The sequence below is a fragment of the Streptomyces sp. JH34 genome (assembly GCF_029428875.1).
Lineage (GTDB): Bacteria > Actinomycetota > Actinomycetes > Streptomycetales > Streptomycetaceae > Streptomyces.
Window position 1 is genome coordinate 2,858,307 of record NZ_JAJSOO010000001.1, and the last position, 22,491, is coordinate 2,880,797.

The 22,491-nt window shown below is 72.5% G+C and carries 18 protein-coding genes; 6 read left to right on the forward strand and 12 right to left on the reverse strand.

Annotated elements, in window-relative coordinates:
* Nucleotides 1-7: 7 nt before the first annotated feature.
* Nucleotides 8-886, reverse strand: coding sequence for a bifunctional methylenetetrahydrofolate dehydrogenase/methenyltetrahydrofolate cyclohydrolase (locus LWJ43_RS12425; RefSeq protein WP_277332345.1), 879 nt, complete (start codon nucleotides 884-886; stop codon nucleotides 8-10).
* A 234-nt stretch (nucleotides 887-1,120) separates the two neighbouring features.
* Between LWJ43_RS12425 and LWJ43_RS12430 the strand changes: the two genes are divergently transcribed.
* Nucleotides 1,121-1,726: a hypothetical protein gene (locus LWJ43_RS12430; protein WP_277332346.1), complete on the forward strand. Its 606-nt coding sequence runs from the start codon at nucleotides 1,121-1,123 to the stop codon at nucleotides 1,724-1,726.
* 82 nt (nucleotides 1,727-1,808) lie between these two features.
* Here LWJ43_RS12430 and LWJ43_RS12435 read toward each other — a convergent pair whose 3' ends face one another.
* The 3 genes from LWJ43_RS12435 to purN all read right to left on the reverse strand — a co-directional run bounded on the left by LWJ43_RS12435 (nucleotide 1,809) and on the right by purN (nucleotide 5,648).
* A complete protein-coding gene (locus tag LWJ43_RS12435; RefSeq protein WP_462100880.1) occupies nucleotides 1,809-3,272 on the reverse strand; it encodes a DUF2079 domain-containing protein in 1,464 nt (487 codons plus the stop codon).
* 179 nt (nucleotides 3,273-3,451) lie between these two features.
* On the reverse strand, nucleotides 3,452-5,005 hold the full coding sequence (purH, locus tag LWJ43_RS12440) for a bifunctional phosphoribosylaminoimidazolecarboxamide formyltransferase/IMP cyclohydrolase (protein ID WP_277332348.1): 1,554 nt from the start codon (nucleotides 5,003-5,005) through the stop codon (nucleotides 3,452-3,454).
* The gene (gene purN, locus LWJ43_RS12445; RefSeq protein WP_277332349.1) at nucleotides 4,992-5,648 is read right to left on the reverse strand and encodes a phosphoribosylglycinamide formyltransferase; all 657 of its coding nucleotides are present in this window, start codon (nucleotides 5,646-5,648) and stop codon (nucleotides 4,992-4,994) included. The genes purH and purN overlap by 14 nt, the downstream gene beginning before the upstream one ends.
* 239 nt (nucleotides 5,649-5,887) lie before the next feature.
* On the opposite strand from purN, the gene LWJ43_RS12450 reads away from it, so the two are divergent.
* A complete protein-coding gene (locus tag LWJ43_RS12450) occupies nucleotides 5,888-6,778 on the forward strand; it encodes a hypothetical protein (RefSeq protein ID WP_277332350.1) in 891 nt (296 codons plus the stop codon).
* A 26-nt stretch (nucleotides 6,779-6,804) separates the two neighbouring features.
* Here the strand turns inward: LWJ43_RS12450 and LWJ43_RS12455 are convergent, their stop codons facing one another.
* On the reverse strand, nucleotides 6,805-8,595 hold the full coding sequence (locus tag LWJ43_RS12455; protein WP_277335875.1) for a cell division protein PerM: 1,791 nt from the start codon (nucleotides 8,593-8,595) through the stop codon (nucleotides 6,805-6,807).
* Between the two features lie 131 nt (nucleotides 8,596-8,726).
* Here LWJ43_RS12455 and LWJ43_RS12460 point away from each other — a divergent pair, with 131 nt between their 5' ends.
* Nucleotides 8,727-9,944, forward strand: coding sequence for a transcriptional regulator (locus tag LWJ43_RS12460; protein ID WP_277332351.1), 1,218 nt, complete (start codon nucleotides 8,727-8,729; stop codon nucleotides 9,942-9,944).
* A 97-nt stretch (nucleotides 9,945-10,041) separates the two neighbouring features.
* On the opposite strand, the gene sucD is transcribed toward LWJ43_RS12460, so the two are convergent.
* The 6 genes from sucD to LWJ43_RS12490 all read right to left on the reverse strand — a co-directional run bounded on the left by sucD (nucleotide 10,042) and on the right by LWJ43_RS12490 (nucleotide 17,678).
* Complete coding sequence (gene sucD / locus LWJ43_RS12465) at nucleotides 10,042-10,926, reverse strand: succinate--CoA ligase subunit alpha (RefSeq protein ID WP_277332352.1); 885 nt, start codon at nucleotides 10,924-10,926, stop codon at nucleotides 10,042-10,044.
* A gap of 46 nt (nucleotides 10,927-10,972) precedes the next feature.
* On the reverse strand, nucleotides 10,973-12,154 hold the full coding sequence (sucC, locus tag LWJ43_RS12470; protein WP_277332353.1) for an ADP-forming succinate--CoA ligase subunit beta: 1,182 nt from the start codon (nucleotides 12,152-12,154) through the stop codon (nucleotides 10,973-10,975).
* A gap of 364 nt (nucleotides 12,155-12,518) precedes the next feature.
* Nucleotides 12,519-13,700: a VWA domain-containing protein gene (locus tag LWJ43_RS12475; protein WP_277332354.1), complete on the reverse strand. Its 1,182-nt coding sequence runs from the start codon at nucleotides 13,698-13,700 to the stop codon at nucleotides 12,519-12,521.
* Nucleotides 13,701-13,732: 32 nt separating this feature from the next.
* The gene (locus tag LWJ43_RS12480) at nucleotides 13,733-16,045 is read right to left on the reverse strand and encodes a DUF5682 family protein (RefSeq protein WP_277332355.1); all 2,313 of its coding nucleotides are present in this window, start codon (nucleotides 16,043-16,045) and stop codon (nucleotides 13,733-13,735) included.
* On the reverse strand, nucleotides 16,042-17,154 hold the full coding sequence (locus LWJ43_RS12485; RefSeq protein ID WP_277332356.1) for an ATP-binding protein: 1,113 nt from the start codon (nucleotides 17,152-17,154) through the stop codon (nucleotides 16,042-16,044). The genes LWJ43_RS12480 and LWJ43_RS12485 overlap by 4 nt, the downstream gene beginning before the upstream one ends.
* A gap of 107 nt (nucleotides 17,155-17,261) precedes the next feature.
* The gene (locus tag LWJ43_RS12490; protein WP_277332357.1) at nucleotides 17,262-17,678 is read right to left on the reverse strand and encodes a hypothetical protein; all 417 of its coding nucleotides are present in this window, start codon (nucleotides 17,676-17,678) and stop codon (nucleotides 17,262-17,264) included.
* Nucleotides 17,679-17,827: 149 nt separating this feature from the next.
* On the opposite strand from LWJ43_RS12490, the gene LWJ43_RS12495 reads away from it, so the two are divergent.
* Together LWJ43_RS12495 and LWJ43_RS12500 are read left to right on the forward strand one after the other, a co-directional pair.
* Entirely contained in the window at nucleotides 17,828-18,946 is a 1,119-nt protein-coding gene (locus LWJ43_RS12495; RefSeq protein ID WP_277332358.1) for a hypothetical protein, read from the forward strand.
* Nucleotides 18,947-19,114: 168 nt separating this feature from the next.
* Complete coding sequence (locus LWJ43_RS12500) at nucleotides 19,115-20,740, forward strand: DUF5691 domain-containing protein (protein WP_277332359.1); 1,626 nt, start codon at nucleotides 19,115-19,117, stop codon at nucleotides 20,738-20,740.
* Between the two features lie 78 nt (nucleotides 20,741-20,818).
* Here LWJ43_RS12500 and LWJ43_RS12505 read toward each other — a convergent pair whose 3' ends face one another.
* The gene (locus tag LWJ43_RS12505; protein ID WP_277332360.1) at nucleotides 20,819-21,232 is read right to left on the reverse strand and encodes a cobalamin B12-binding domain-containing protein; all 414 of its coding nucleotides are present in this window, start codon (nucleotides 21,230-21,232) and stop codon (nucleotides 20,819-20,821) included.
* Between the two features lie 336 nt (nucleotides 21,233-21,568).
* Between LWJ43_RS12505 and LWJ43_RS12510 the strand changes: the two genes are divergently transcribed.
* Nucleotides 21,569-22,486, forward strand: coding sequence for a lipase family alpha/beta hydrolase (locus tag LWJ43_RS12510; RefSeq protein ID WP_277332361.1), 918 nt, complete (start codon nucleotides 21,569-21,571; stop codon nucleotides 22,484-22,486).
* Nucleotides 22,487-22,491: the final 5 nt, after the last annotated feature.

Genomic DNA, 22,491 nt, shown 5'->3' on the forward strand with positions numbered 1-22,491 from the left:
GTCCGGTTCAGCCGGCGGAGGCGGCGGTGGCCTCGGCGGCAGCGCGTTCGGCCGCCTCGACCACGTTGACGAGCAACTGGGCGCGGGTCATGGGCCCGACGCCGCCCGGGTTCGGGGCGACCCATGCGGCCACCTCGGCCACACCGGGGTGGACGTCGCCGACGATCTTCCCGTTCTCGTCCCTGCTGACGCCGACGTCCAGTACGGCCGCGCCGGGCTTCACGTCCTCGGGCTTGATCAGGTGGGGCACGCCGGCGGCCGCGACGATGATGTCCGCCTGCCTGAGGTGCGCCGAGAGATCACGGGTGCCGGTGTGGCACTGGGTGACGGTCGCGTTCTCGGACTTGCGCGTCAGCAGCAGCGGGAGCGGCCGGCCGATGGTGACGCCCCGACCGACGACGACCACATGGGCGCCGTTGATCTCGACGCCGTGACGGCGGAGCAGGGTGACGACGCCCTGAGGGGTACAGGGCAGCGGGCCGGTCTCGTTCAGTACGAGCTTGCCCAGGCTCATCGGGTGCAGCCCGTCCGCGTCCTTCGCCGGGTCCATCAGCTCCAGGATGCGGTTGGTGTCGATCCCCTTGGGGAGGGGGAGCTGCACGATGTAACCCGTGCAGTCGGGGTTGGCGTTGAGCTCCCGCACGACCTCCTCGATCTCCTCCTGGGTGGCGGTGTCGGGGAGTTCGCGCTGGATGGATCCCATGCCGACCTGGGCGCAGTCACGGTGCTTGCCGTTCACGTACCAGCGGCTGCCCGGGTCGTCACCGACGAGCAGGGTCCCGAGGCCGGGGGTGATGCCCTGTGCCTTGAGGGCCGCCACGCGGACGGTCAGATCGGACTTGATCGCAGCTGCGGTGGCCTTGCCATCGAGAATCTGGGCAGTCATGACACCCATCCTCGCGGATGACCCCGCCCACGTACCAATCCTGGTCTGTCACGTGGACGCGAGATTGCACTTGCACAACGCATTCCGCAATCGACTGGACAAAATATGGATGTCATGACGACGATAAGTCCCGCATCACCGCGGACAGTGTCGGGGGGACCACCGTTCAGAATGCACACGATTCCTCCGCGCGGGCCGCGTCGTCCCCGCACTTCACAACGGAGGAATCTCGCCATGAGCTTCGGCGACCCCAACAACCCCTACGGCCAGCAGCAGGGTGGACAGCCGGGCGGGCAGCCGGGCTACGGCTACCCCCAGCAGGCCCCGCAGGGCGTTCCCCAGCAGGGCTACGGCTACCCGCAGGCACCCCCGGTCCAGGGCGGTTACGGCTTCCCGGGCGGACCGGCGACGATGCCGGGCGGCGTGAAGGCTGCCCGCATCATGCTCTACGTCCTGGGTGGTTTCCAGGTCATCGGCGCGATCTTCATGGTCATCGGGGGCGCCTGGCTGAGCGACAAGCTGTCCGAAGCCGAGTCGTCCTACAGCTCGACCAGCACCCAGGACGCGGCCGACATCAGCATGGGCATATTCGTCGTCCTCGGCATCCTGACCCTCGGCATCGCGCTGTGGGCGATCCTGACCGCCGCCAAGTTCACCTCCGGCGGTAACGGAATCCGCATCTCGGCGATCGTCTACGGCTCGCTCGTCACGCTCTTCAGCGTCATCAGCCTCCTGACGACGAACGTCTTCGCCCTCATCAGCATCGCGCTGGGCATCATGGTCGTCGTGTTCTGCGCCAAGCAGGACGGCGCGGAGTGGTTCCAGCGTCCGCGCCACTGACGCGCAGCACCGCCTTGCACACTCCGTTCGCGGGGCACCCACGAAGGCCGTGACACCCGCCCACCCGGCGGGTGTGCGGCCTTCAGCCGTTTCCGGGCTCCTTCGAGGTCCGCTCCATGACGACGAAGGAGCCCGCTTCCCGGGTGATCCGGTAGCGCGCCTCCGGGTGAAGCTGCTCGGCGTACTTCACCGGGTCGTCGATCGGCCGCGACCAGCCGAAGTCCAGGTTGATCGCGACGACGTCGGGTGCGGTACCCGGGGCACCGCCGATCCAGTAGACGGTGCGGTCCGCGGTCAGGTGCGCCATCAGCGTGATGTCCGTCTCCACCCGCGCGCCCACCGGAATGGCGTCGAGCGCCGCTTCGGCCGCGTGGGTGCGCGCGTCCGTCCTGTAGGTCTCCGGCCGCAGCAGGTCGCGGAGCGGGAGGTGCTGGGTGAGGGCGACGGCGACGGCCGCGGCCATCGGGACGGCGACGTTCGCGTACGAGACGAGCCAGGGCCGCTTCGACCCCCGACTGCGGCGGATGCCGTCGGCCATGGCCAGGAAGACCACCGGCATCAGGATCGCGCTGTAGTGCCAGACCATCCCCCAGTGGTTGGAGTCCTGGGAGAGCAGCCGCCAGCCGAGAGTGGGCAGGACCAGCAGGATCAAGGGTGAGCGGAGCGCCATGAACGCGGTGATGCCGACCAGGAAGACCAGCATCTCCAGCTTGACGGAGGAGTCGAGGACGCCGAGGACGGAGTCGAGCGGAGAGACCTCCTGCCCGCCGTTCTCCTCGATCTTCTTCCAGTAGTCGTACGTCCCCGCGCTGCTGGCCGCCGGTATGAGCACCAGCACGGTCAGCGCGAACGCGAGGACGCCGAAAGCCGCCAGGAGGAAGCCCTGGAGCCGGCGTCCGTACAGGGCCAGGAGCCCGCCGACGACGGCGACGGTGACCCCGAGGTCCTCCTTGACCAGGACCAGCGGCAGCGACCACAGGACGACGGCCCGCCACCGCTCCATGAGCAGGGCGCGGCAGACGAGCGCGATCAGCGGGACGGCGAGGGCTATCTCGTGGAAGTCGGCCTTCACCGCTTCCTGCAGCCCCCACGACAGTCCGTACGCGACGGTCGCGCAGAGGCCCGAGCGGCCGCCCAGAATCTGCTGGACGGTACGCCCGACCACGACGGCGGACGCGGCGAACAGGGCGGCCTGGGCGAACAGCAGGGCGACCGCGGACGGCCAGATCCAGTAGAGCGGGACGAGGAGCGCCACCACGGGGCTGAAGTGGTCGCCCAGAATCAGATAACCCGGGCCCTTGATGTCGACGACCGGGGCGTCGAACCCCGCGTAGGCGCGCACCTCCTGCTCGAAGATGCCGAGGTCCCAGGAGGGCGACTGGAAGTGGCTGTAGCGCAGGTACCCGTAGAGGAAGTAGAGCGCGCACAGCACGGCGGCGGCGATCAGGTACGGGCGCAGCGGCGGCGCCGGGTGCGTCTTGCTCGCGGCCGGTTCCGGGGCCTGCCCGCCGGACACGCCTGTCTCGCTCTGGTTCAGGTCAAGCACGATGCCCCCGCAACGGAGTCCCTCACTGGTCACTGCCGGCCGGTCGCACCGGTCCCGTCCGTCACGGCCCGACAAGGCCATTCATTAGAACAGAGTGACGACTGGACTCCGCGCGCCGGGACGCACCGCAGGCCGCCCCCGGAAAGGGAGCGGCCTGCGGTGGCGCTACGACCTGGGGGTCAGTGGAAGAAGTGGCGCGTGCCCGTGAAGTACATGGTCACGCCCGCCTTCTTCGCGGCCTCGACGACGAGCTCGTCGCGGACCGAGCCGCCCGGCTGCGCGACGGCCTTGATGCCGGCGGCGGTCAGGATCTCCAGACCGTCGGGGAAGGGGAAGAAGGCGTCGGACGCTGCGTAGGCACCCCGGGCCCGCTCCTCGCCCGCCCGCTCGACGGCGAGCTTCGCGGAGTCGACGCGGTTGACCTGGCCCATGCCGACGCCGACGGAGGCACCGTCCTTGGCGAGCAGGATCGCGTTGGACTTGACCGCGCGGCACGCCTTCCACGCGAAGGCGAGCTCCTGCAGCTCCTCGGCGGACAGGGCTTCGCCGGTCGCCAGGGTCCAGTTCGCCGGGTCGTCGCCGTCGGCCTGGAGCCGGTCGGTGACCTGGAGAAGGGCTCCGCCGTCGATCGGCTTGACCTCGACCGTGGAGGCCGGGGCGTCGGGGCAGCGCAGCACCCGGATGTTCTTCTTCCGGGCCAGCACCTCGACGGCGCCGTCCTCGTACGCCGGGGCGACGATGACCTCGGTGAAGATCTCCGCGACCTGCTCGGCCATCTCGACGGTCACCGGCCGGTTGACGGCGATCACTCCGCCGAACGCGGACAGCGGGTCGCAGGCGTGCGCGTTGCGGTGCGCCGTCGCGACGTCCCCGGCTACGGCGATGCCGCACGGGTTGGCGTGCTTGATGATCGCGACGCACGGCTCGGCGTGGTCGTAGGCGGCGCGGCGCGCGGCGTCGGTGTCCGTGTAGTTGTTGTAGGACATCTCCTTGCCGTGCAGCTGCTCGGCCTCGGCGAGGCCGCCCTCGCCCGAGGTGTAGAGCGCCGCGGGCTGGTGCGGGTTCTCGCCGTAGCGCAGGACGTTCTTGCGCGCGAAGGTCGCACCGGAGAAGTCGGGGAAGCCGGAGTCGTCCCCGGCCGCGTAGCCGTCGGCGAACCAGGCGGCGACGGCCACGTCGTACGCGGCGGTGTGCTGGAAGGCCTCGGCGGCGAGCCGCTTGCGGGCGGTCAGGTCGAAGCCGCCGCCCTTGACCGCGGCGAGGACGTCGGCGTAGCGCTCCGGGCTGGTCACGACCGCCACGGACGGGTGGTTCTTGGCGGCGGCGCGGACCATCGACGGACCGCCGATGTCGATCTGCTCCACGCACTCGTCGTCGGAGGCGCCGGAGGCGACGGTCGCCTTGAACGGGTAGAGGTTGACGACCACGAGGTCGAACGGCTCCACACCGAGCTCGGCGAGCTGCTCGCGGTGGGCGTCCAGGCGCAGGTCGGCGAGGATGCCCGCGTGCACCCGGGGGTGCAGCGTCTTGACGCGGCCGTCGAGGCACTCGGGGAAGCCGGTGAGCTCCTCGACCTTGGTGACCGGTACGCCGGCGGCTGCGATCTTCCCGGCGGTGGAGCCGGTGGACACCAGCTCGACACCCGCCTCGTGCAGACCGCGGGCGAGGTCTTCGAGCCCCGTCTTGTCGTAGACACTGACCAGGGCGCGGCGGATGGGCTTATTCACCGACATGACCGAGATGAACCTTTCGTCCCTCAATGCGATAGCCGTCACGGGCGAGTCGCCCCACGGCCTCGACGAGCAGCTTGCGCTCGACTTCCTTGATGCGTTCGTGGAGGGCGGCTTCACCCTCCACCGTTTCCTCTTCGGTCACCTCGACCACGCCCTGCGCGATGATCGGACCGGTGTCGACGCCGTCGTCGACGAAGTGGACGGTGCACCCGGTGACCTTCACGCCGTACGCGAGCGCGTCGCGGACGCCGTGCGCACCGGGAAAGCTGGGGAGCAGGGCGGGGTGGGTGTTGACGACGCGGCCGCCGAACTCGGCCAGGAAGCCCTTGCCCACGATCTTCATGAACCCGGCGGACACGACGAGGTCCGGACGGTGCTCCGCCACGGCCGCGGTCAGGGCGGCGTCCCACTCGTCACGGTTCGCGTACTCACCGAGCTTGCAGACGAAGGTGGGGAGCCCGGCGCGCTCGGCGCGTTCGATGCCGACGGTGCCATGGCGGTCCGCGCCGACGGCGACGATCCGGGCGCCGTAGCCCTCGGGGTCGTCACCGATCACGTCGAGGAGTGCCTGGAGGTTCGTGCCTGAGCCGGAGACGAGCACGACCACGCGGGCCGGAGCGGCGGAGGGGGGCGGGGAGGCCACGGCGGGGCCCTTTCTCGCGTGATGCAGCAGGTACGCGATGTACAGGAGGTGCGTTTGTATGGTCGTACGAAAGAAGCTCGTCCCCCGATACGGGGAACTCTACGAACGGTCCGACCGTCAGCAACGATACCGGCACACCCGGCGGCCCCCACGGGACGGGGGCGTGGCCGGGAGGTAGCGTCAGGGGACAGGGAACCGCCCCCGGGCGGAAATGACGAGATGGGGAAGACGTTCACCACATGCCGGACCGCCTCCGCACCGCCCTTGGCCACCCGCTGCCCGAGCGGGCATCCATGCTGATGCGGGAACGCCAGTCCTCATCACCGGACTCCTCCTCGGGATCGGGTTCCCCGTCGGGACCGGAACCCTCCAGGGGGCCGGGCTCCTCCTCCGGGGGCCCGGGCCCCTCCGGACCGTCCGACGACAATCCGTTCGCGGCACCGCCCGAGGACCGGCCCGACCAGCCCTGGCAGCCGCGCCACCCTTCCCACACGCCGGGACACCACGGCGAAGGCGGCAACGGCGACGGCAACGAGGGGAACTCCGACGACCGCCCGGTCTGGGGCAGTCAGTGGAGCGACCAGCAGCCCGGCCGTCAGAGCGGCGGGTTCGGCGGCCGACCCGGCGGCACCGGCGGTCAGGGGGGTGGCCCCGAAGGCAGCCCCGGGGGTCTGCGCTGGGACCCGACCGACCCCGCCCAGCGGCGCGCACGCTACGCGGTGCTGGGTGGAATGTGGGCGTTCTTCTTCGCCCTCTTCGACTTCCCCGAGATCGCGATGCTGCTCGGCGCCCTCGCCGTGTACTGGTCGATCAGCGCCCTCCGCGGTGGCCCCCGGAAGACCCCGGCGGACACGAGCGGCACAGACCGCCCGGCCACTCCCCCGCTGCCGGGGTCCGCACCCGGCTCCACCCCCGCGCAGAACAACAGCCGGCAGCAGACGACGGCAGCCGTCAGCGGTCTGGTGACGGCGGTACTGGCCCTGGCCATCGTGGCGACCGGCTACACGGTCCAGCTGGTCTACCGCGACTACTACACCTGCGTGAACGACGCGCTCACCAAGTCCGGCGCCCTGGCCTGCAACGACAAGCTGCCGGACCCGCTGGAGCCCTTCTTCGGCGTGAAGAAGTAGCGCCACCCGTAGTACCGGGACGCTCGCTACGGAGCGGTTTCCCGGCCGGGTTCCGAGTACCCAGGGGCATCCGGAACCCGGCCGGCCTGCTCATCGGGCCCGGACTCCCGGCCCGATGAGGTCGCCGGCCCGGGTTCCGCTCCGGATTCCGCCCCGGGTGCGGTGCCGGGTGCGGTGCCGAAGGCAGGAGCGGACGTCGGGGCAGACGCTTCGGCGGGGCCCGGAGCGGGCTCCGCCGCGGGGGACGGCACCGGCCCGGGCATGGTCACCGGGTCCTCCGGCACCTGGGCGGGATTCCGCTCCTGTGTCCGCGGCCGCGCGGAGAAGTCGGCCATCAGACCACCCGACTTCTTCTTGAGCGCCGCCCAGCGGGCCTCCCTCGCCCCCTCCTGGTGCCACGGGCCGGCCGACAGGAAGTCGTACGGCTCCTCCTGTCCGCCCGCGTCCCCGGCCCCCTTCTCCGCTCCTCGCTCCGGCTTCGGGGCCGGGTTCGGTGCCTGCTCCGCCGTCTGCGCCGCCCCGTCCTTCGCGGCGTCCAGGCGCCATCCCCACCGGTGCTCCCTGAGTCGCCACGCCCTGAGCGACAGCGCCACCGGCAGGCCGATCACGGCCGTCCACGCGAGAGCGGCCGGACCCACCAGCCACCACACGGGGCCGAACTCCGCCAGGGCGCCGGTACCCAACGGGCCCCCCGACATCGACGCCAGCACCGCCGCGCCGGCCCCACAGCCCAGGGCCGCCAGGCCCGCCACCAGTGCGGTCCGGCCCTGACCCCACGCTTCCTCGCGCATCCCGCGCACGGGAGCCGCCCCCCGAGCGACGAACCGGGCGACGACCAGACCCGCCACGGCCGGCACCGCGGCCGCCGCCCAGTTCGCACCGGTCCCCGGGCCGTGCGACGGCACCGCGGCGAGCAGGGGGAAGTCCGGCAGCGCGGGTGGCCCGGTGAACGCGAGCGGGGTGGCCAGGGACGACGTACCCAGGGCGAATCCGGGCCCGAGGCCGTAGGCGGCACCCCACACCGCCGCGTTCGGAACCAGCGCCACCGCCAGCAGGACGACGGAGATCCGGCCCGCCCAGTCATCCGACAGGCCCAGGAAGGACTCCGTCGCCGCGCCCGAGTGCCACACCAGCGCCACCGCGACCAGCAGCGCCCCGCCTCCCAGCAGCGTGAGCGCACCGGCGGCCGCCGACCGGAGGACCACACCGGCCCCGGCCCGGACCTGGGAGCGCGCGGCTGCTTCCTGCACCCTGAGCGGCGCCCAGACCAGCAGCGGGGTCAGCGGCCGGCCACGCGCCGCCCATACGCCCGCGGCGGCCGCGACGGCCACCACGACGGTGACGGGGAAGGCGAGCGACGCCCGGTCGGCGGGCAGTGCTCCGCCTCGCGCGTACGCCGCGGCGGCAAGCACGACCAGCAGATATCCGGCGCTCACCGCACAGAACGCCCCGAGTGCCGAACTCCCCGTCGGTGGCTTCCCGTCGGTCTCCGCGGAGTCCCGGGCGGCCCGAAGCACGAGCCACACCGGCAGCACACCGAGCAGGAGGGGGACCGTCCCCACGGGCACGGGGTGCCCTCCCATGGTGTCGGCTCTGACGAGTTCGGCTCCGTGAGCCAGCAACCAGAGGCCGGCCGCCACGTGGAGTGCACCTCCGGGTCCGCTGTCGGGGTACGGAGAACTGATCCACAGCAGCATGACCAGGACGGCCAGCGAGCCGAGCCCGAGCCCCGCCGCGAGCACTCCGCGCACGAAGGCGGAGGCCAGTGCGGCGGACCTGCTCCGCTCGGCCGACAACATCGGGCTGCGCTCGGTCACTTGGGTCACGCCGCCATGCTGCCAACGACACGCGCTTATTCCGTGTAACGGGCGAATAGCCGCCGTGTCGCTCAATATACGTTTATGTACTTTTTCACCCGGTGCAGTGTATTCGGGGATGGAGGCCGGGCATGACGCGGAGCACCGCCCGTCCGGCCCCCACCGCCCCATTGCCCTCGCCCAAGGAGCGCCGCAGGCTGCGCGAGGCAAAGGGACTGAGTGAGCGACAGGTCGCTGCGGCCGTGGGCGTCACGCCCGCCACCGTCCGCGCCTGGGAGACGGGGCGCGCCGGCCCTCGGGGCCGCAGACGCGCGGCGTACACCAGGCTGATCGGCTGCGCCGAACCCGGCATCGAGCCGTCCCGCCCCGCCGAACCGGGCGGCAGCGGCACGATGCCCACGCCCACGCCCGGGCCCGGCTCCCGACCCGCCCCGGACGCACTCTCCCCGGACGGCCCGCCGCCGGGCCGGCCCTCACCGGAAGCGACCGCGCCGGACGGGACCGGCCCTGTCCCGGAGCCGGTGGAGGGCCTCACGGCCGAGGAGGCGTACGACGCCTTGTACGGGCGAACCGCACCGGGCCTCACCCGCCAGATCTACCTGCTGACCGGCCACCGGAAACTGTCCCTGGAAGCCGTCGAACACTCATTCAGGGTCGCGTGGCAGCGCTGGCCCGAGGTGGCCAGGGACCGCGACCCGGCGGGGTGGGTGCGGGCGGCCTCGTACGAGTACGCGATGTCGCCCTGGCACCGGCTGCGCCGAGGCCACCGCAACGCCGATCCGCTGCCCGAGGATCCCGCGCGGCGTGCGCTGCTCGACGCACTTCTCGGCCTGCCGCCTTCGTACCGCCGCACACTCCTGCTCCACGACGGCGTGGGCCTGGGCCTGCCGGAGACGGCGGCGGAGACGGAGGCGAGCACGCTCGCGGCGGCGGGCAGACTACTGAACGCGCGGGCCGCCGTCGCCGAGCGGCTGCCCGCACAGGCGGAGCCGGCGGACCCCGGCACCGGGCCCGCACCGCTCCGCGAACCGCTCGCCGCACTCGCCCTCGCGGAGGACGTCCCCGCGCCCCCGGCGGCCCCGGCGGTCCGTGCGGGCGGCGAACGCGTCGCGGTGCTCTGGACCCGTGCCGCGCTCTGCTTCGGGGTGCTGCTCATCGGCGCGACCACCTTCACGCTCCACACGGCTCCCACCCACTACGAGCAGCCGCTGGCCCCGGCCGAACGTGTCGGCGGCGTCCCCCCGCTGGGCGGGCCCGAGAAGCTCACGGCGCAGGACGTGGAGCTGCAGAAGGCACTGAGGGACGAGCTCGCGCACGGCCCGGAGCGGCTGGTTCCGCGCATTCCCTGACCTGCGCCCGGGAACGGAAACGGCGCGGGCCCGCACCCCCTCGTCCAGGAGTGCGGGCCCGCGCCGTTTCCGCTGTGGAGCGGTGACGCGGTGGCGGTCAGCCGCCGAGGATCTCGCGCGCCAGCTTGGCGGTCTCGGTCGGCGTCTTGCCGACCTTCACGCCTGCGGCCTCGAGGGCCTCCTTCTTGGCGGCGGCGGTGCCGGAGGAGCCGGAGACGATGGCGCCGGCGTGGCCCATGGTCTTGCCCTCGGGGGCGGTGAAGCCCGCGACGTAGCCGACGACCGGCTTCGTGACGTTCTTCGCGATGTAGTCGGCGGCACGCTCCTCGGCGTCGCCACCGATCTCGCCGATCATCACGATGAGGTCGGTCTCGGGGTCCGCCTCGAACGCCGCGAGGGCGTCGATGTGCGTCGTACCGATGACCGGGTCGCCACCGATACCGACGGCGGACGAGAAGCCGATGTCACGGAGCTCGTACATCATCTGGTAGGTCAGCGTGCCGGACTTGGACACGAGACCGATGCGGCCGGGCTTGGTGATGTCGCCCGGGATGATGCCGGCGTTGGACTGGCCGGGGGTGATCAGACCGGGGCAGTTCGGGCCGATGATCCGGGTCTTGTTGCCCTTCGAACCGGCGTACGCCCAGAAGGCTGCCGAGTCGTGGACGGCGATGCCCTCGGTGATCACGACGGCCAGCGGGATCTCGGCGTCGATCGCCTCGACGACGGCGGCCTTCGCGAAGGCCGGCGGCACGAAGAGAACGGACACGTCGGCGCCGGTCTTCTCCATCGCCTCGGCGACAGACCCGAACACGGGTACCTCGGTGCCGTCGAAGTCGACGGAGGTGCCCGCCTTGCGGGGGTTCACGCCACCGACGATGTCGGTGCCGTCGGCCAGCATGAGCTTGGTGTGCTTCATGCCCGTGGCGCCGGTCATCCCCTGGACGATGACCTTGCTGTCCTTGGTGAGGAAGATAGCCATGGTGTTGGAGTCCCTTAGTCCCTTGTCGTGTCGGAGACGCGCAACGTCACAGCGCAGCCGCGGCGAGCTCGGCGGCCTTGTCGGCCGCGCCGTCCATGGTGTCCACACGCTGAACCAGCGGGTGGTTGGCGTCGGAGAGGATCTTGCGACCCAGCTCCGCGTTGTTGCCGTCGAGGCGCACGACCAGCGGCTTGGTGACGTCCTCACCCTTGGACTTGAGCAGCTCCAGGGCCTGGACGATGCCGTTGGCGACCTCGTCGCAGGCGGTGATGCCACCGAAGACGTTGACGAACACGGACTTGACGTCCGGGTCGCCGAGGATGATCTCCAGGCCGTTCGCCATGACCTCGGCGGAGGCGCCGCCGCCGATGTCGAGGAAGTTGGCGGGCTTCACGTTGCCGTGGTTCTCACCGGCGTACGCGACGACGTCCAGGGTCGACATGACCAGACCGGCACCGTTACCGATGATGCCGACCTCGCCCTCGAGCTTGACGTAGTTGAGGTTCTTGGCCTTGGCGGCGGCCTCGAGGGGGTTGGCCGCGGCCTTGTCCTCGAGGGCCTCGTGGCCGGGCTGACGGAAGTCGGCGTTCTCGTCGAGAGACACCTTTCCGTCCAGCGCCAGGATGCGGCCGTCCTTGGTCTTCACCAGCGGGTTGACCTCGACGAGGAGCGCGTCCTCGGCGACGAAGGTGTCCCACAGGGTCACCATGGCCTCGGCGACGCCCTCGGCCACGTCGGCCGGGAACTTCGCCTGGGCCACGATCTCGCGGGCCTTCTCGATGTCAACGCCGTCGACGGCGTTGACCGGAACCTTCGCGAGGGCCTCGGGGGTCTTCTCCGCGACCTCCTCGATGTCCATGCCGCCCTGCACCGAGGCCATGGCGAGGAAGGTGCGGTTGGTGCGGTCGAGGAGGTACGAGACGTAGTACTCCGCCTCGATCTCCGGGGACAGCTCGGCGATCATCACCTTGTGGACCGTGTGGCCCTTGATGTCCATGCCGAGGATGTCGGTCGCGCGAGCGACCGCCTCAGCCGGGTCTGCCGCCAGCTTGACGCCGCCGGCCTTTCCACGGCCGCCGACCTTCACCTGCGCCTTGACGACGGACTTGCCGCCCAGCCGCTCGGTCGCCTCGCGGGCTGCCTCAGGCGTGTCGATGACTTCACCGGCCAGCACCGGTACACCGTGCTTGGCGAAGAGGTCCCTCGCCTGGTACTCGAACAGGTCCACGCGCGTCCGTCCCTTTTAGTGGTCTCGCGGTTCGTTTTCTGCGTGGGCGTGCCGCGAGGGCAACGTGACTGCGCAGTCACAAGGGAGGCGCACACGGAGACCCGGTACGCGGCATGTCCATCCGGCAGGTTATCCCCCGCGCCGCGCCGGACCCTAAATTGCAGATCACACCTGAGCGGTGATACCGGTCACAGACCGTGCTGGTGATCGGGGTGCGAGGGACAAAACGGCACGTCGGCGCGGCAGCGCGAGCCGTACGCGGCCGGGGTTCCTGGGCGGCCCGTGGCCAGGATCCCGCGACGGTTCCCGGCCCGGGGGGACCTCGGCCCGGGACCGGGCTGGGACCTCGACCGTGACCGGCCGGTCACCGGCCGGTGTCGGGTATCGGCAGGGGCCGCTTCTCGATCGCCGCCGCCATGACCTCGGGGAAGTGGTCCGGGGTGCAGGCGAAGACCGGGGCGCCGAGTGCCGCCAGTGCGGCCGCGTGCTCCCGGTCGTAGGAGGGCGTTCCCTCGTCGGAGAGTGCGAGCAGGGTCACGAACTGCACACCGGACGCCTTCATCGCGGCGGCCCGCTCGACCATCTCGTCATGGATCCCTCCCTCGTGGAGATCACTGACGAGGACGACCACCGTGTCCGCCGGACGGGTGATCTTCGACTGGCAGTAGGCGAGCGCGCGGTTGATGTCCGTCCCGCCGCCGAGCTGTGTGCCGAACAACACGTCGACCGGGTCGTCGAGCTGGTCGGTGAGGTCGACGACGGCCGTGTCGAACACCACGAGCCGGGTCCTCAGGGTGCGCATCGAGGCGAGCACCGCGCCGAAGACGGCGGCGTGGACGACCGAGGCGGCCATGGATCCCGACTGGTCGACGCAGAGGATCACGTCCTTCCTCACCGACCGGTCCGTGCGCCCGTACCCGACGAGACGCTCGGGCACCACCGTGCCGGCGCCCTCCCTGCCGGGCAGGGACACGTAGTTCCTCAGGTTGGCCCGGACCGTGCGGTCCCAGTCGATGTCGCGGTGGCGTGGCCGGCCCGCCCTCGACGAGCGGTCCAGAGCGCCGGTGAGGGTCGTCCTGGTACGGCTGGCGAGCCTGCGCTCAAGGTCCTCGACGACCTTGCGCACGACGGCCCGGGCCGTCTCCTTCGTCGTCTCCGGCACCGCCTTCGCCAGCGAGAGCAGGGTGCCGACCAGATGGACGTCGGGCTCGACCGCCTCCAGCATCTCCGGTTCGAGCAGCAGTTCGGAGAGCCCGAGCCGGTCCATGGCGTCGCGCTGCATGACCTGGACGACGGAGGCCGGGAAGTACGTACGGATGTCTCCGAGCCAGCGGACCACGGACGGGGCGGAGGCACCGAGCCCCGCGGAGCGTTCGGCTCCGCCCCGCCCGCCAGGCTTCCTCCCCCCGTCGTACAGCGCGGTCAGCGCACCGTCCATCGCCTCGTCGCGTCCGGTGAGCGCACGTCCGGTGCTCTCGGCTCCGTCCGCCCCGAGCACCATCCGCCAGCGCCGCAGACGCTCGTCGTCGGCAGGTTCCGCGTCCATCGCCCTCTCCTCCGTACCGGTCCCGGCCTCGGTCATCCGTCCGTCCCCGACTCCGCCGGGATGCCGGTGGAGAGCAGCAGCCGCAGCACCGGGACCACCGCCTCCGCCCGTGCCTCGTCGAGTCCGTCACCGAAGCCCGGGGCGGCGGGCCCACCCCCGTCGTGTCCCCCGCCGGCATCCGGCCCGCGGCGGACGAGCTCGCCCAACGCGCGACGCGCACCGGGCTCGTAGGCCGAGAACGTGCGGCGCAACAGGGGCAGTACGTCGGTGAAGGTGTCGGCCGGTATGCCCGTCAGCCAGGTGTCGACGAGCGCGAGGAGACGCTCGTCGTGGACGAGCAGCAGGCCGCCTCCCGCCGCTCCTCCGACGAACCCCTCGACCCAGGCGGCCGCGTCGGCCGGTGCGGTGCCGGGCGAGAGGGCCAGCCCCATCAGGCGCGCGGCCTCGTTCCCGGCCAGTCGCCCTCCGTCCAGGAGCAGGCGCGCGGCACGACCCCGGATCACCCCGGCGACCACGTCCCTGACGGCGAGCTCGCGCAGGACGCCGGCCCACCGCTCGGGCAGCCCTTCCGCCCCGGTGGCGTCGGCGAGCAGCCCGACCGCCGTGTGCACGCCGTCCACCCGTCCGTACGCCTCCACGGCCGCGTCCGCGTCGAGGCCGGTGCAGGCCGGTGGCAGGCCCACGCAGACGCGCTCGGCGAGACCGACGGCGACCTCTCCCAGAGCCGCGGTGCCGGTGGACCGCACGTCTCCGTAGCGCAGGGAGCGCGCCAGTGCGGGCAGCGCGTCGGCGAGGTGGCCGACGTCCGCGTCGAGGGCGGCCCGGTCGGCGAGGGCCCTCATCACCACGGGCAGGGCCTCGGACAGACCGGCCAGGAGACACTGCTCGGCGAGGTGGGTGACCCCGGCGAGCGACGGCGCCGAGACCGCGTCCGCCTCCGCCCTGGCGGTCGCGGCGCCGAGCACGGTGGTGCCCCACACGCCGGCCTCGGCGATCCGGACGAACAGCTCCGGTTCCCAGTGCAGCCGCCAGCTCTCGCGGAACGTGCCCGTGCTTCCCCGCCCCGTGGTGGGTTCGCCCCAGCGCACCCCGAGCAACCGCAGCCGGTGCAGGAGGCGGCTGCGGGCCGCGTCGGTGTCCTTGCGCAGGTCGAGCTCCAGGTCGCGCCTCCCGGCCTCGGGCCTGAGCCTGAGCCTCCGCTGCTGCCGGTCCAGGTCGCGCTGGAGAGGGACGGCCGGGGCGGTCTCCGGGACCTCTCCGAGGGTCTCGCCCACGACAAGCCGGTCCCGGACGAGGGTGAGCGGCACGTCGGACCCTTCGCACATGACGGCCCTGACGGCGTCGGTCGCCTCGGTCAGTCCCACGGCCGGCCGGCCTCTCAGTGCCGCCAGGGTCCCGGCGAGCCTGACCGCCTCGATGACGTCCGCGGAGGACACCGTCCTGTCCGTGTCGCGCAGCAGTCCGGCCACCTTCGTCATCCAGCGCTCGACGGGCCGGTCCGGTGCACCGAAGAGGTGCCCGTACCAGCCGGGGGACTCGATCCCCGCGCCGTATCCGCTTCGCCGGGCGAGCCTGCGATGGGTCCAGGGCACCCAGGTCAGTTCCGTCCTCACCTTGGGCATCCCCTTGAGGAGTGCCCGGTCGGCGGCGACCGTCGTCCTCGCGTGGAGCGCGGGCACGTGCCACGCACCGCAGACCACGGCGACGTCGTCACCGAACTCCTTGCGGGCGGCGCGCAGCTGAAGCCGCATGCAGGCCTCGCGGACGGCGTCCTGCGGGTGCCCTCCGTCCCCGTACGCCTCGCGCAGGGCCGTCATCGCCTCGGCGAGCGCGGCGAACGGTGCGCGCGGATCGGCCGTCCGGCCGTCCGCCTCTCGGTGCTCGACGACGTCCTCCCACCAGCGCTCGGGGTCGTCGTAGCCAGCGGCCCAGGCGAGAACTCCGATCGGATCGATGCCCCGGCCGTCCTCCGCGCCGTCCTCCTTGGGTTCCGTCAGCGCCAGCGAGTGCGCCGCGGGCAGGTCCACGAAGCGCACGGGGACCCCGTGCGCCGAAGCCCAGCGGATCGCCACCCACTCGGGCGAGAAGTCGGCCATGGGCCAGAACGCGGCTCGACCGGGATCGTCGACGGCGTGCGCGAGGAGCGCGACCGGCGGACGCATCCGGCCGTGTGCGGCGAGCGGCAGCAACGCGTCGCCCTCCGGCGGGCCTTCGACGAGGACGGCGCTCGGCCGCGCGTGGTCCAGAGCGGCCAGGACCGCACGGGCGGAGCCCGGCCCGTGGTGGCGCACGCCGAGCAGCAGCGGTCCCCCGGAAACGGCGGTCCCGCCGGTGCGGGAGGTCATTCGGCGGCCTCACGGCAGGCGCGGTAGAAGTCCTTCCAGCCTTCCCGCTCCCGGACGACCGTCTCCACGTACTCCTGCCAGACCAGGCGGTCGGCCGTGGGGTCGCGGACGACGGCCCCGAGGATGCCGGCCGCCACGTCGCCGGGTCGCAGGACGCCGTCGCCGAAGTGCGCGGCGAGCGCGAGTCCTCCGGTGACGACGGAGATGGCCTCGGCCGTGGAGAGCGTGCCGGACGGTGACTTGAGCCTGGTGCGGCCGTCCGTGGTGATGCCGTCGCGCAGTTCGCGGAAGACCGTGACGACGCGCCGGATCTCGGCCATTCCGTCCGGCGCCGGGGGCAGGTCCAGCGAGTGGCCGATCTGGGCGACGCGGCGGGACACGATGTCCACCTCGGCCTCGGGTGTCGCGGGCAGCGGCAGCACGACGGTGTTGAAGCGGCGGCGCAGGGCGCTGGAGAGCTCGTTGACCCCGCGGTCGCGGTCGTTCGCCGTGGCGACGAGGTTGAACCCCCTGACCGCCTGCACCTCTTGTCCCAGCTCGGGAACGGGGAGCGTCTTCTCCGACAGGATCGTGATCAGAGCGTCCTGCACGTCGGCGGGGATGCGGGTGAGCTCCTCGATCCGCGCGGTCATGCCCTCCGCCATGGCCCGCATGACCGGGCTCGGCACCAGTGCCTCACGGCTGGGCCCGTCGGCCAGCAGCTGGGCGTAGTTCCACCCGTAGCGGACCGCTTCCTCCGGGGTGCCCGCGGTGCCCTGGACGAGCAGGGTCGAGTCTCCGCTGACGGCCGCGGCGAGGTGTTCGGACACCCAGGTCTTGGCCGTGCCGGGAACTCCGAGGAGCAGCAGCGCACGGTCGGTGGCCAGCGTGGTCACGGCGACTTCGACGAGACGGCGCGGGCCCACGTACTTCGGCGTGATCAGTGTGCCGTCCGGGAGCGTCCCGCCGAGCAGATAGGTGGAGACGGCCCACGGGGAGAGCTTCCAACGAGCCGGTCTGGGGCGGTCGTCGGCGGCGGCGAGCGCCTCGAGCTCACCGGCGAACGTGTGCTCGGCGTGCGGCCTCAGGGCTTCGCGGCCGGCTGCGTCGGTCTGTACGGACACGGTCATGGATCCCCCTCCGGATCGGTCGACCCGATGCGGTTTCCACGGTGCACCATGCCACTGACAACCGGTCCCGGAAGGCGGTCCGGGACCGGTCGCGAGCGGACGGCGGATCAGTCCGGGACGGGTGAGACCGCGACGCATCCGCCGCTGGTGAGCAGTTCCTCGCCCGTCATCTCCTCGATGACCTCGCCCTTGTAGGTGATGGTGCAGGCGAGGTCCGCCGCCCCCGCGTCGGACGCGGCCGGCATGACCGCCGGAGGCATGATCCCGCGCAGGGTGACGGTCTTCCTCCACGGCAGCGCGGGTGACGTGACGGTTTCGATCTCGGGCTCCATGGCCTTGCCGCCACCGCCGTGGAACCGGATTTCGTCGGCGCTCGTACCGGTGACCTCGTACGTCACCTCGTAGGTCTGGTTCACGGCCCCGTCGACGGTGTCGGAGCAGGCGCCTAGGCCGAGCGCGAGGCCACAGACGGCTGACACCGACACAGCCGCACGGACGGTGCGTTCGGCATGGGTGTGACGCATGACGCGGTTCATCGGAACCCCCCGGTTCTCTCCCATGAGACGTCCTCCTCGCAGAGAAGCGCACCGGGGCCGAACGGTCAAGACGTGCCGGAACGCCCTGAATCGGCGGCCGGAGCCGATTGTCAGTGCCGCCCTCTACCGTCGTCTCCATGGTGCTATCTCACGGGGGAGAACCCAGGCGCTCCGATCGGCCGGCGGGGCGGAGGACGGCGGAAGAGGCGCCGGCCGGCGTTCCTGACGGGGCGTCCCGCACGGTCGACGGGGCGCCGGGTCCGCAGGCGGCGCCCGCTTCGTCCGCGGGTCGTGCGGCGGCCCGGCGCGCCGAGCGCAGGGCCGAGCGCGTCACGGGCGGCGCGCAGGAGCTGGAGCGACGGCTCACCGATCTGCTGCGCGGCGGGCTCGCGGCGGCCGGCCCGCCTGGGTACGGGCTGTGGGAGGAGACGGCGGCCCGCATGGTCGACGCGCAGGCTCCAGGACTCGCGGGCCGTGTGAGGGAGCTCGAATCGATACCGGCCTCGGGGCCCGGCTGGCCGGCCCGGCTGCTCGAGGAGTGCGCGCTCCTGCATCTGCTGGACACGGCCTGGCTCGGGCTCGACCGGCTGCCCGGCCCACTGGCGGCGACCGTCCGTTCGAGGGTGGGGCTGACCACCTCGGCCGGAGGACCGGCCGTCCGCGACCGCTGGCTGGTCCTCTCGCAGTACGACACCCCGGACGGCAGGATCGTCGCGCGCCGCATCTGGCTGCACGGCGGGCGTTCGGGGCGCGTCGCCCTGCTGCTGTCCTACGGTGCGCCGGGGCGCGCCCCGGCCCATGCCCTGCCGGTGGGTGCCGTGATCGACGCCGAGGTGACGCCGTATCCCGGCGGCGGAGGGCTGCGGGTGGAGCTGGGACCACGTTTCGGTGAGCCTGTCGTCACGGCGGCACGTCCGCCGGGCGGCACGACGGCGGACGCCGTCGTCGCGTACGGGAACGCGCTGCGGGACGACCCGTGGCTCGACGCCTGGCCGGTCACCCTGCGCGATGTCGTACCGACGCCGTCGGAGGACGGATGGCAACTGGTCGGTGCCGCGGACGGTTCCGCGCTTCCGGTCGCGGCCCCGGCGCTGTCCCGGCCGGGCCTGTGGAAGCTCGTGGCGCTCTCCGGGGGCAATCCCCTGACGGTGTTCGGCGAGTGCGGACACCGGGGTTTCGACCCGCTCGTGGCCTGGCGCCCCGAATTCTCCGACGGCGTCGGAGAGGACGCGGCCGCGGCCGTGGCCCTCACCTGACGCACCGCGGACTCCGACCCCACACTCCCGTCCGACGCGCGGCAGCCCCGGCCCCACGGCAACCCGCCGCGCCGCAATCCCCGACCGGAAGCAGCCTCCCGCCCCGCCGCGATCCCCGACCCGCCGCAGCACCCCGCCCATGGCTCCCGGACCACCGGAAGGAACCCGATGCCCACCACCGTCACCACGACCGGCGTGCCTGTGAGCGCCTCATGGGAAGACCTCGTCACCTCGGCCCTGCTCGGCACCGACCGACGGCCCGTGCGGACGGAGGGTGGCTCCGCGGTCTCCCCCTCGGCACTGCTCGACGCGGCCGCTGCGCACACCGTGCGCCGCAGAGCGGGCCTCCGCCCGGCCACCGGGGCGGCACCGCCCGTGCCCGCACCGGCAGACCACCGGCCACCGCTGCCCGCCGCAGCCCGCCGCCGGCTCGCCCAGTTGCTCGCCGACCGCTCGGCGCCGCCCGGCGGCGGGCGGCGGGGGGCGGCCCCCGACCTCACCGAGCTGATCCCCCAGTGGCTCGCCTCCGCCCGTGCGCACGGCTATCGCGCCCCGGCGGAACTGCTGCCCGCCCTGCTGGACGCGGCGAGAGCGCGTACGGATCTGCGGCCGCACGTCCTGGCGTTCGCCGGGCCACGCGGGCTCTGGCTGGCCGGACTGAACCCGGAGTGGAGGTTCGCCCTGCGCGCCTCGTCACGGCACGCGCGGCGGCCGGACACGACGGACCCGGAGGCGGTGCGGCAGCTCTGGGAGGAGGGCCTCTTCGCCGAGCGGGTCGCGGTTCTCGACGCCCTGCGGGAGCAGGACCCCGGCGGGGCCCGCGCCCTGCTCACCTCCACATGGTCCTCGGAGCGGGCCGAGGACAGGTTGATGTTCCTCGATTCCCTGCGCGCCGGCCTCTCGGGGGACGACGAGGGGTTCCTGGAGGAGGCCTTGGCGGACCGCAGCCGCAACGTGCGTTCCACGGCTGCCGAGTTGCTGTCCGCGCTGCCCGGTTCCGCGCTCGCCCGGCGGATGGCGGACCGTGCCACCTCCTGTGTGAACCCTGACCGCACGGGGGGTGCCGTGTCCATCGCGGTGGAGGCGCCGCACGAGTGCGACGCCGCGATGCAGCGCGACGGCGTGGTGCCCGCACCGCCCTCGGGGCGTGGGGAACGGTCTTGGTGGCTCGGCCAGTTGGTGGAGGCCACCCCGCTCGGTGTCTGGCGGGAGAGGTTCGGCGGCAGGCCGGCCCACGAGCTCGTGGCGCTGCCGGTCGCCGACGGATGGGCCGGTGACCTGCACGCCGCCTGGTGCAGGGCCGCCGTGCGGCAGCGCGATCCCGACTGGGCGCGGGCGCTGCTCGGCGCCCCCTCGACACCCCCGGCGAACGGCCCCGGGACGGCGTCGCTGGGAGAGCGGTCGAAACTCCTCGCCACCCTGCCGCCCCCCGAGCGAGCGCTCTGGGTCGCCGGCTTCATAGCCGCGCACGGTCTCTCGGAGGCCTTCCAACTGCTCGGCGTCTGCTCCGTGCCCTGGGACGCGCCGCTCGGCCGGTCGGTGGTCGACGCCCTCGACATCGCCCGGGACGCGGGGAGCTACCCCTGGAGCTTCAGCGGGGTGATGGGCCTCGCCGAGCGCTGCCTGAACCCCGCCGAGGCGGACCGCCTCGCGGTCCTCACCACCACGCCGGACGAGCCGGAAGGCGCTTCGCCGGGTGCGGGTGGCTACTGGTCGGAGGCGTTCCTGCGCCTGGTGTCCACCCTGCGCCTGCGCGCCGCCATGGACGCGGAGCTGTCCCGGGACAGCGCGTGACCACGAGGAGCCGGCAGGGAATCACGCGGCATGACCACGACGAGTCGGAAGGGGATCAGGCGCGGGCGGACCGCGGGCTCAGGCCTCCGCGGGCTGGCGGACGTGTGCGTTCACCCAGTCGACGATCGAGGCGGTCGTCGCACCCGGGGTGAAGATCTCCGCGACGCCCTGCTCCTTCAGCGGAGCGATGTCCGCCTCGGGGATGATGCCGCCGCCGAACACCTTGATGTCCTCCGCGTCACGTTCCTTCAGGAGCTCGATGACCTTGGCGAAGAGTGTGTTGTGCGCCCCGGAGAGGATCGAGAGGCCGATGGCGTCGGCGTCCTCCTGGATCGCCGTGTCCACGATCTGCTCGGGGGTCTGGTGGAGCCCCGTGTAGATCACCTCCATGCCCGCGTCCCGCAGCGCCCGCGCGATCACCTTGGCCCCGCGGTCATGGCCGTCGAGGCCCGGCTTTGCCACCACCACGCGGATAGGACCGGTCACACCCATCAATGCCTCCACATGCGTCTGCCGTGCCCGGAGGGCCGGTGATGTGAACGAACGTTATCTACAGCATCCCGCACGGCGTCGTTTCGCGGTGGACCGGGAGGGGGAAATCACACATGGGACATGTTCGCCGGCGTCGTTCCCAGCACCGGGCGGTCCACGGGCCGCGCGGGGGACGCCGCCAGGGAGCCGCAACGAGGTCGTCGTACCACCGCGCCGTCAGCCGCACGGCACGGTGGTACGACCCCGGCGCATCAGGGCCGCCGGGCCCCGGCGGCACCCGTGAGGGCGTCCGGGGCAGGGAGCCACCTCCCCGCACGCCGGTGCAGGAGGTCGGCCATGAAGGTCCTGTCCTTCCTACCCCTACTGCTGCGCGGCCCGTGCCTGCGCCCCGCCTGGCTGTCGTCGACGCTGATCAGAGCCACCGCGCTGGAGCTGGTGATCCTCGCCGGGCACGCGCTGGTCTACCCGTCCGGCCTCACCCCGGAGCGCCGGTCCCCCACGACCCGGCCCGCCCTCGACGCGGCCGCCGCCAAGGGCACCCGCACCGGCACCAGGCCGGGTGCCGATGACGGGATCACCCGTTCGGCGGATGCGACCGCACTGCCCACCACGGGCGGCGACCGCCCGCCCGTCGTCCTCCTGCACGGCTTCATCGACAACCGCTCCGTCTTCGTCCTGCTCCGCCGCTCCCTGGCCCGGCACGGCTGGCACCATCTGGAGTCGCTCAACTACTCGCCCCTGACCTGCGACATCCGCACGGCGGCCGAACTCCTCGGCCGCCACGTGAAGGAGATCTGCTCCCGCACCGGGCACCGGGAGGTCGACATCGTCGGCCACAGCCTCGGCGGCCTGATCGCGCGGTACTACGTCCAGCGGCTCGGCGGGGACCGCCGGGTGCGCACGCTCGTCACCCTCGGCACGCCGCACGGGGGCACCGCCGCCGTCCCGCTGGCCGGTGCGCACCCCATCGTCAGGCAGATGCGCAGCGGCTCCGAGCTCATCGAGGAACTGCGGCGCCCCGCCCCGGGCTGCCGGACGCGGTTCGTCAGCTTCTGGAGCGAGCTGGACAGAGTGATCCTTCCCGTCGAGACGGCCTGCGTCGACCATCCCGACCTCGACGCGGTGAATGTGCGCGTCACCGGCATCGGCCACCTCGCCCTTCCGGTGCACCCCGCGGTCGCCTCCGCGATCCGGCAGGCACTCGAGTCCGACGGCGCGGACGTCGGCGCTCCGGGGGCCGCCTCCGTCGCGTGAGCCGA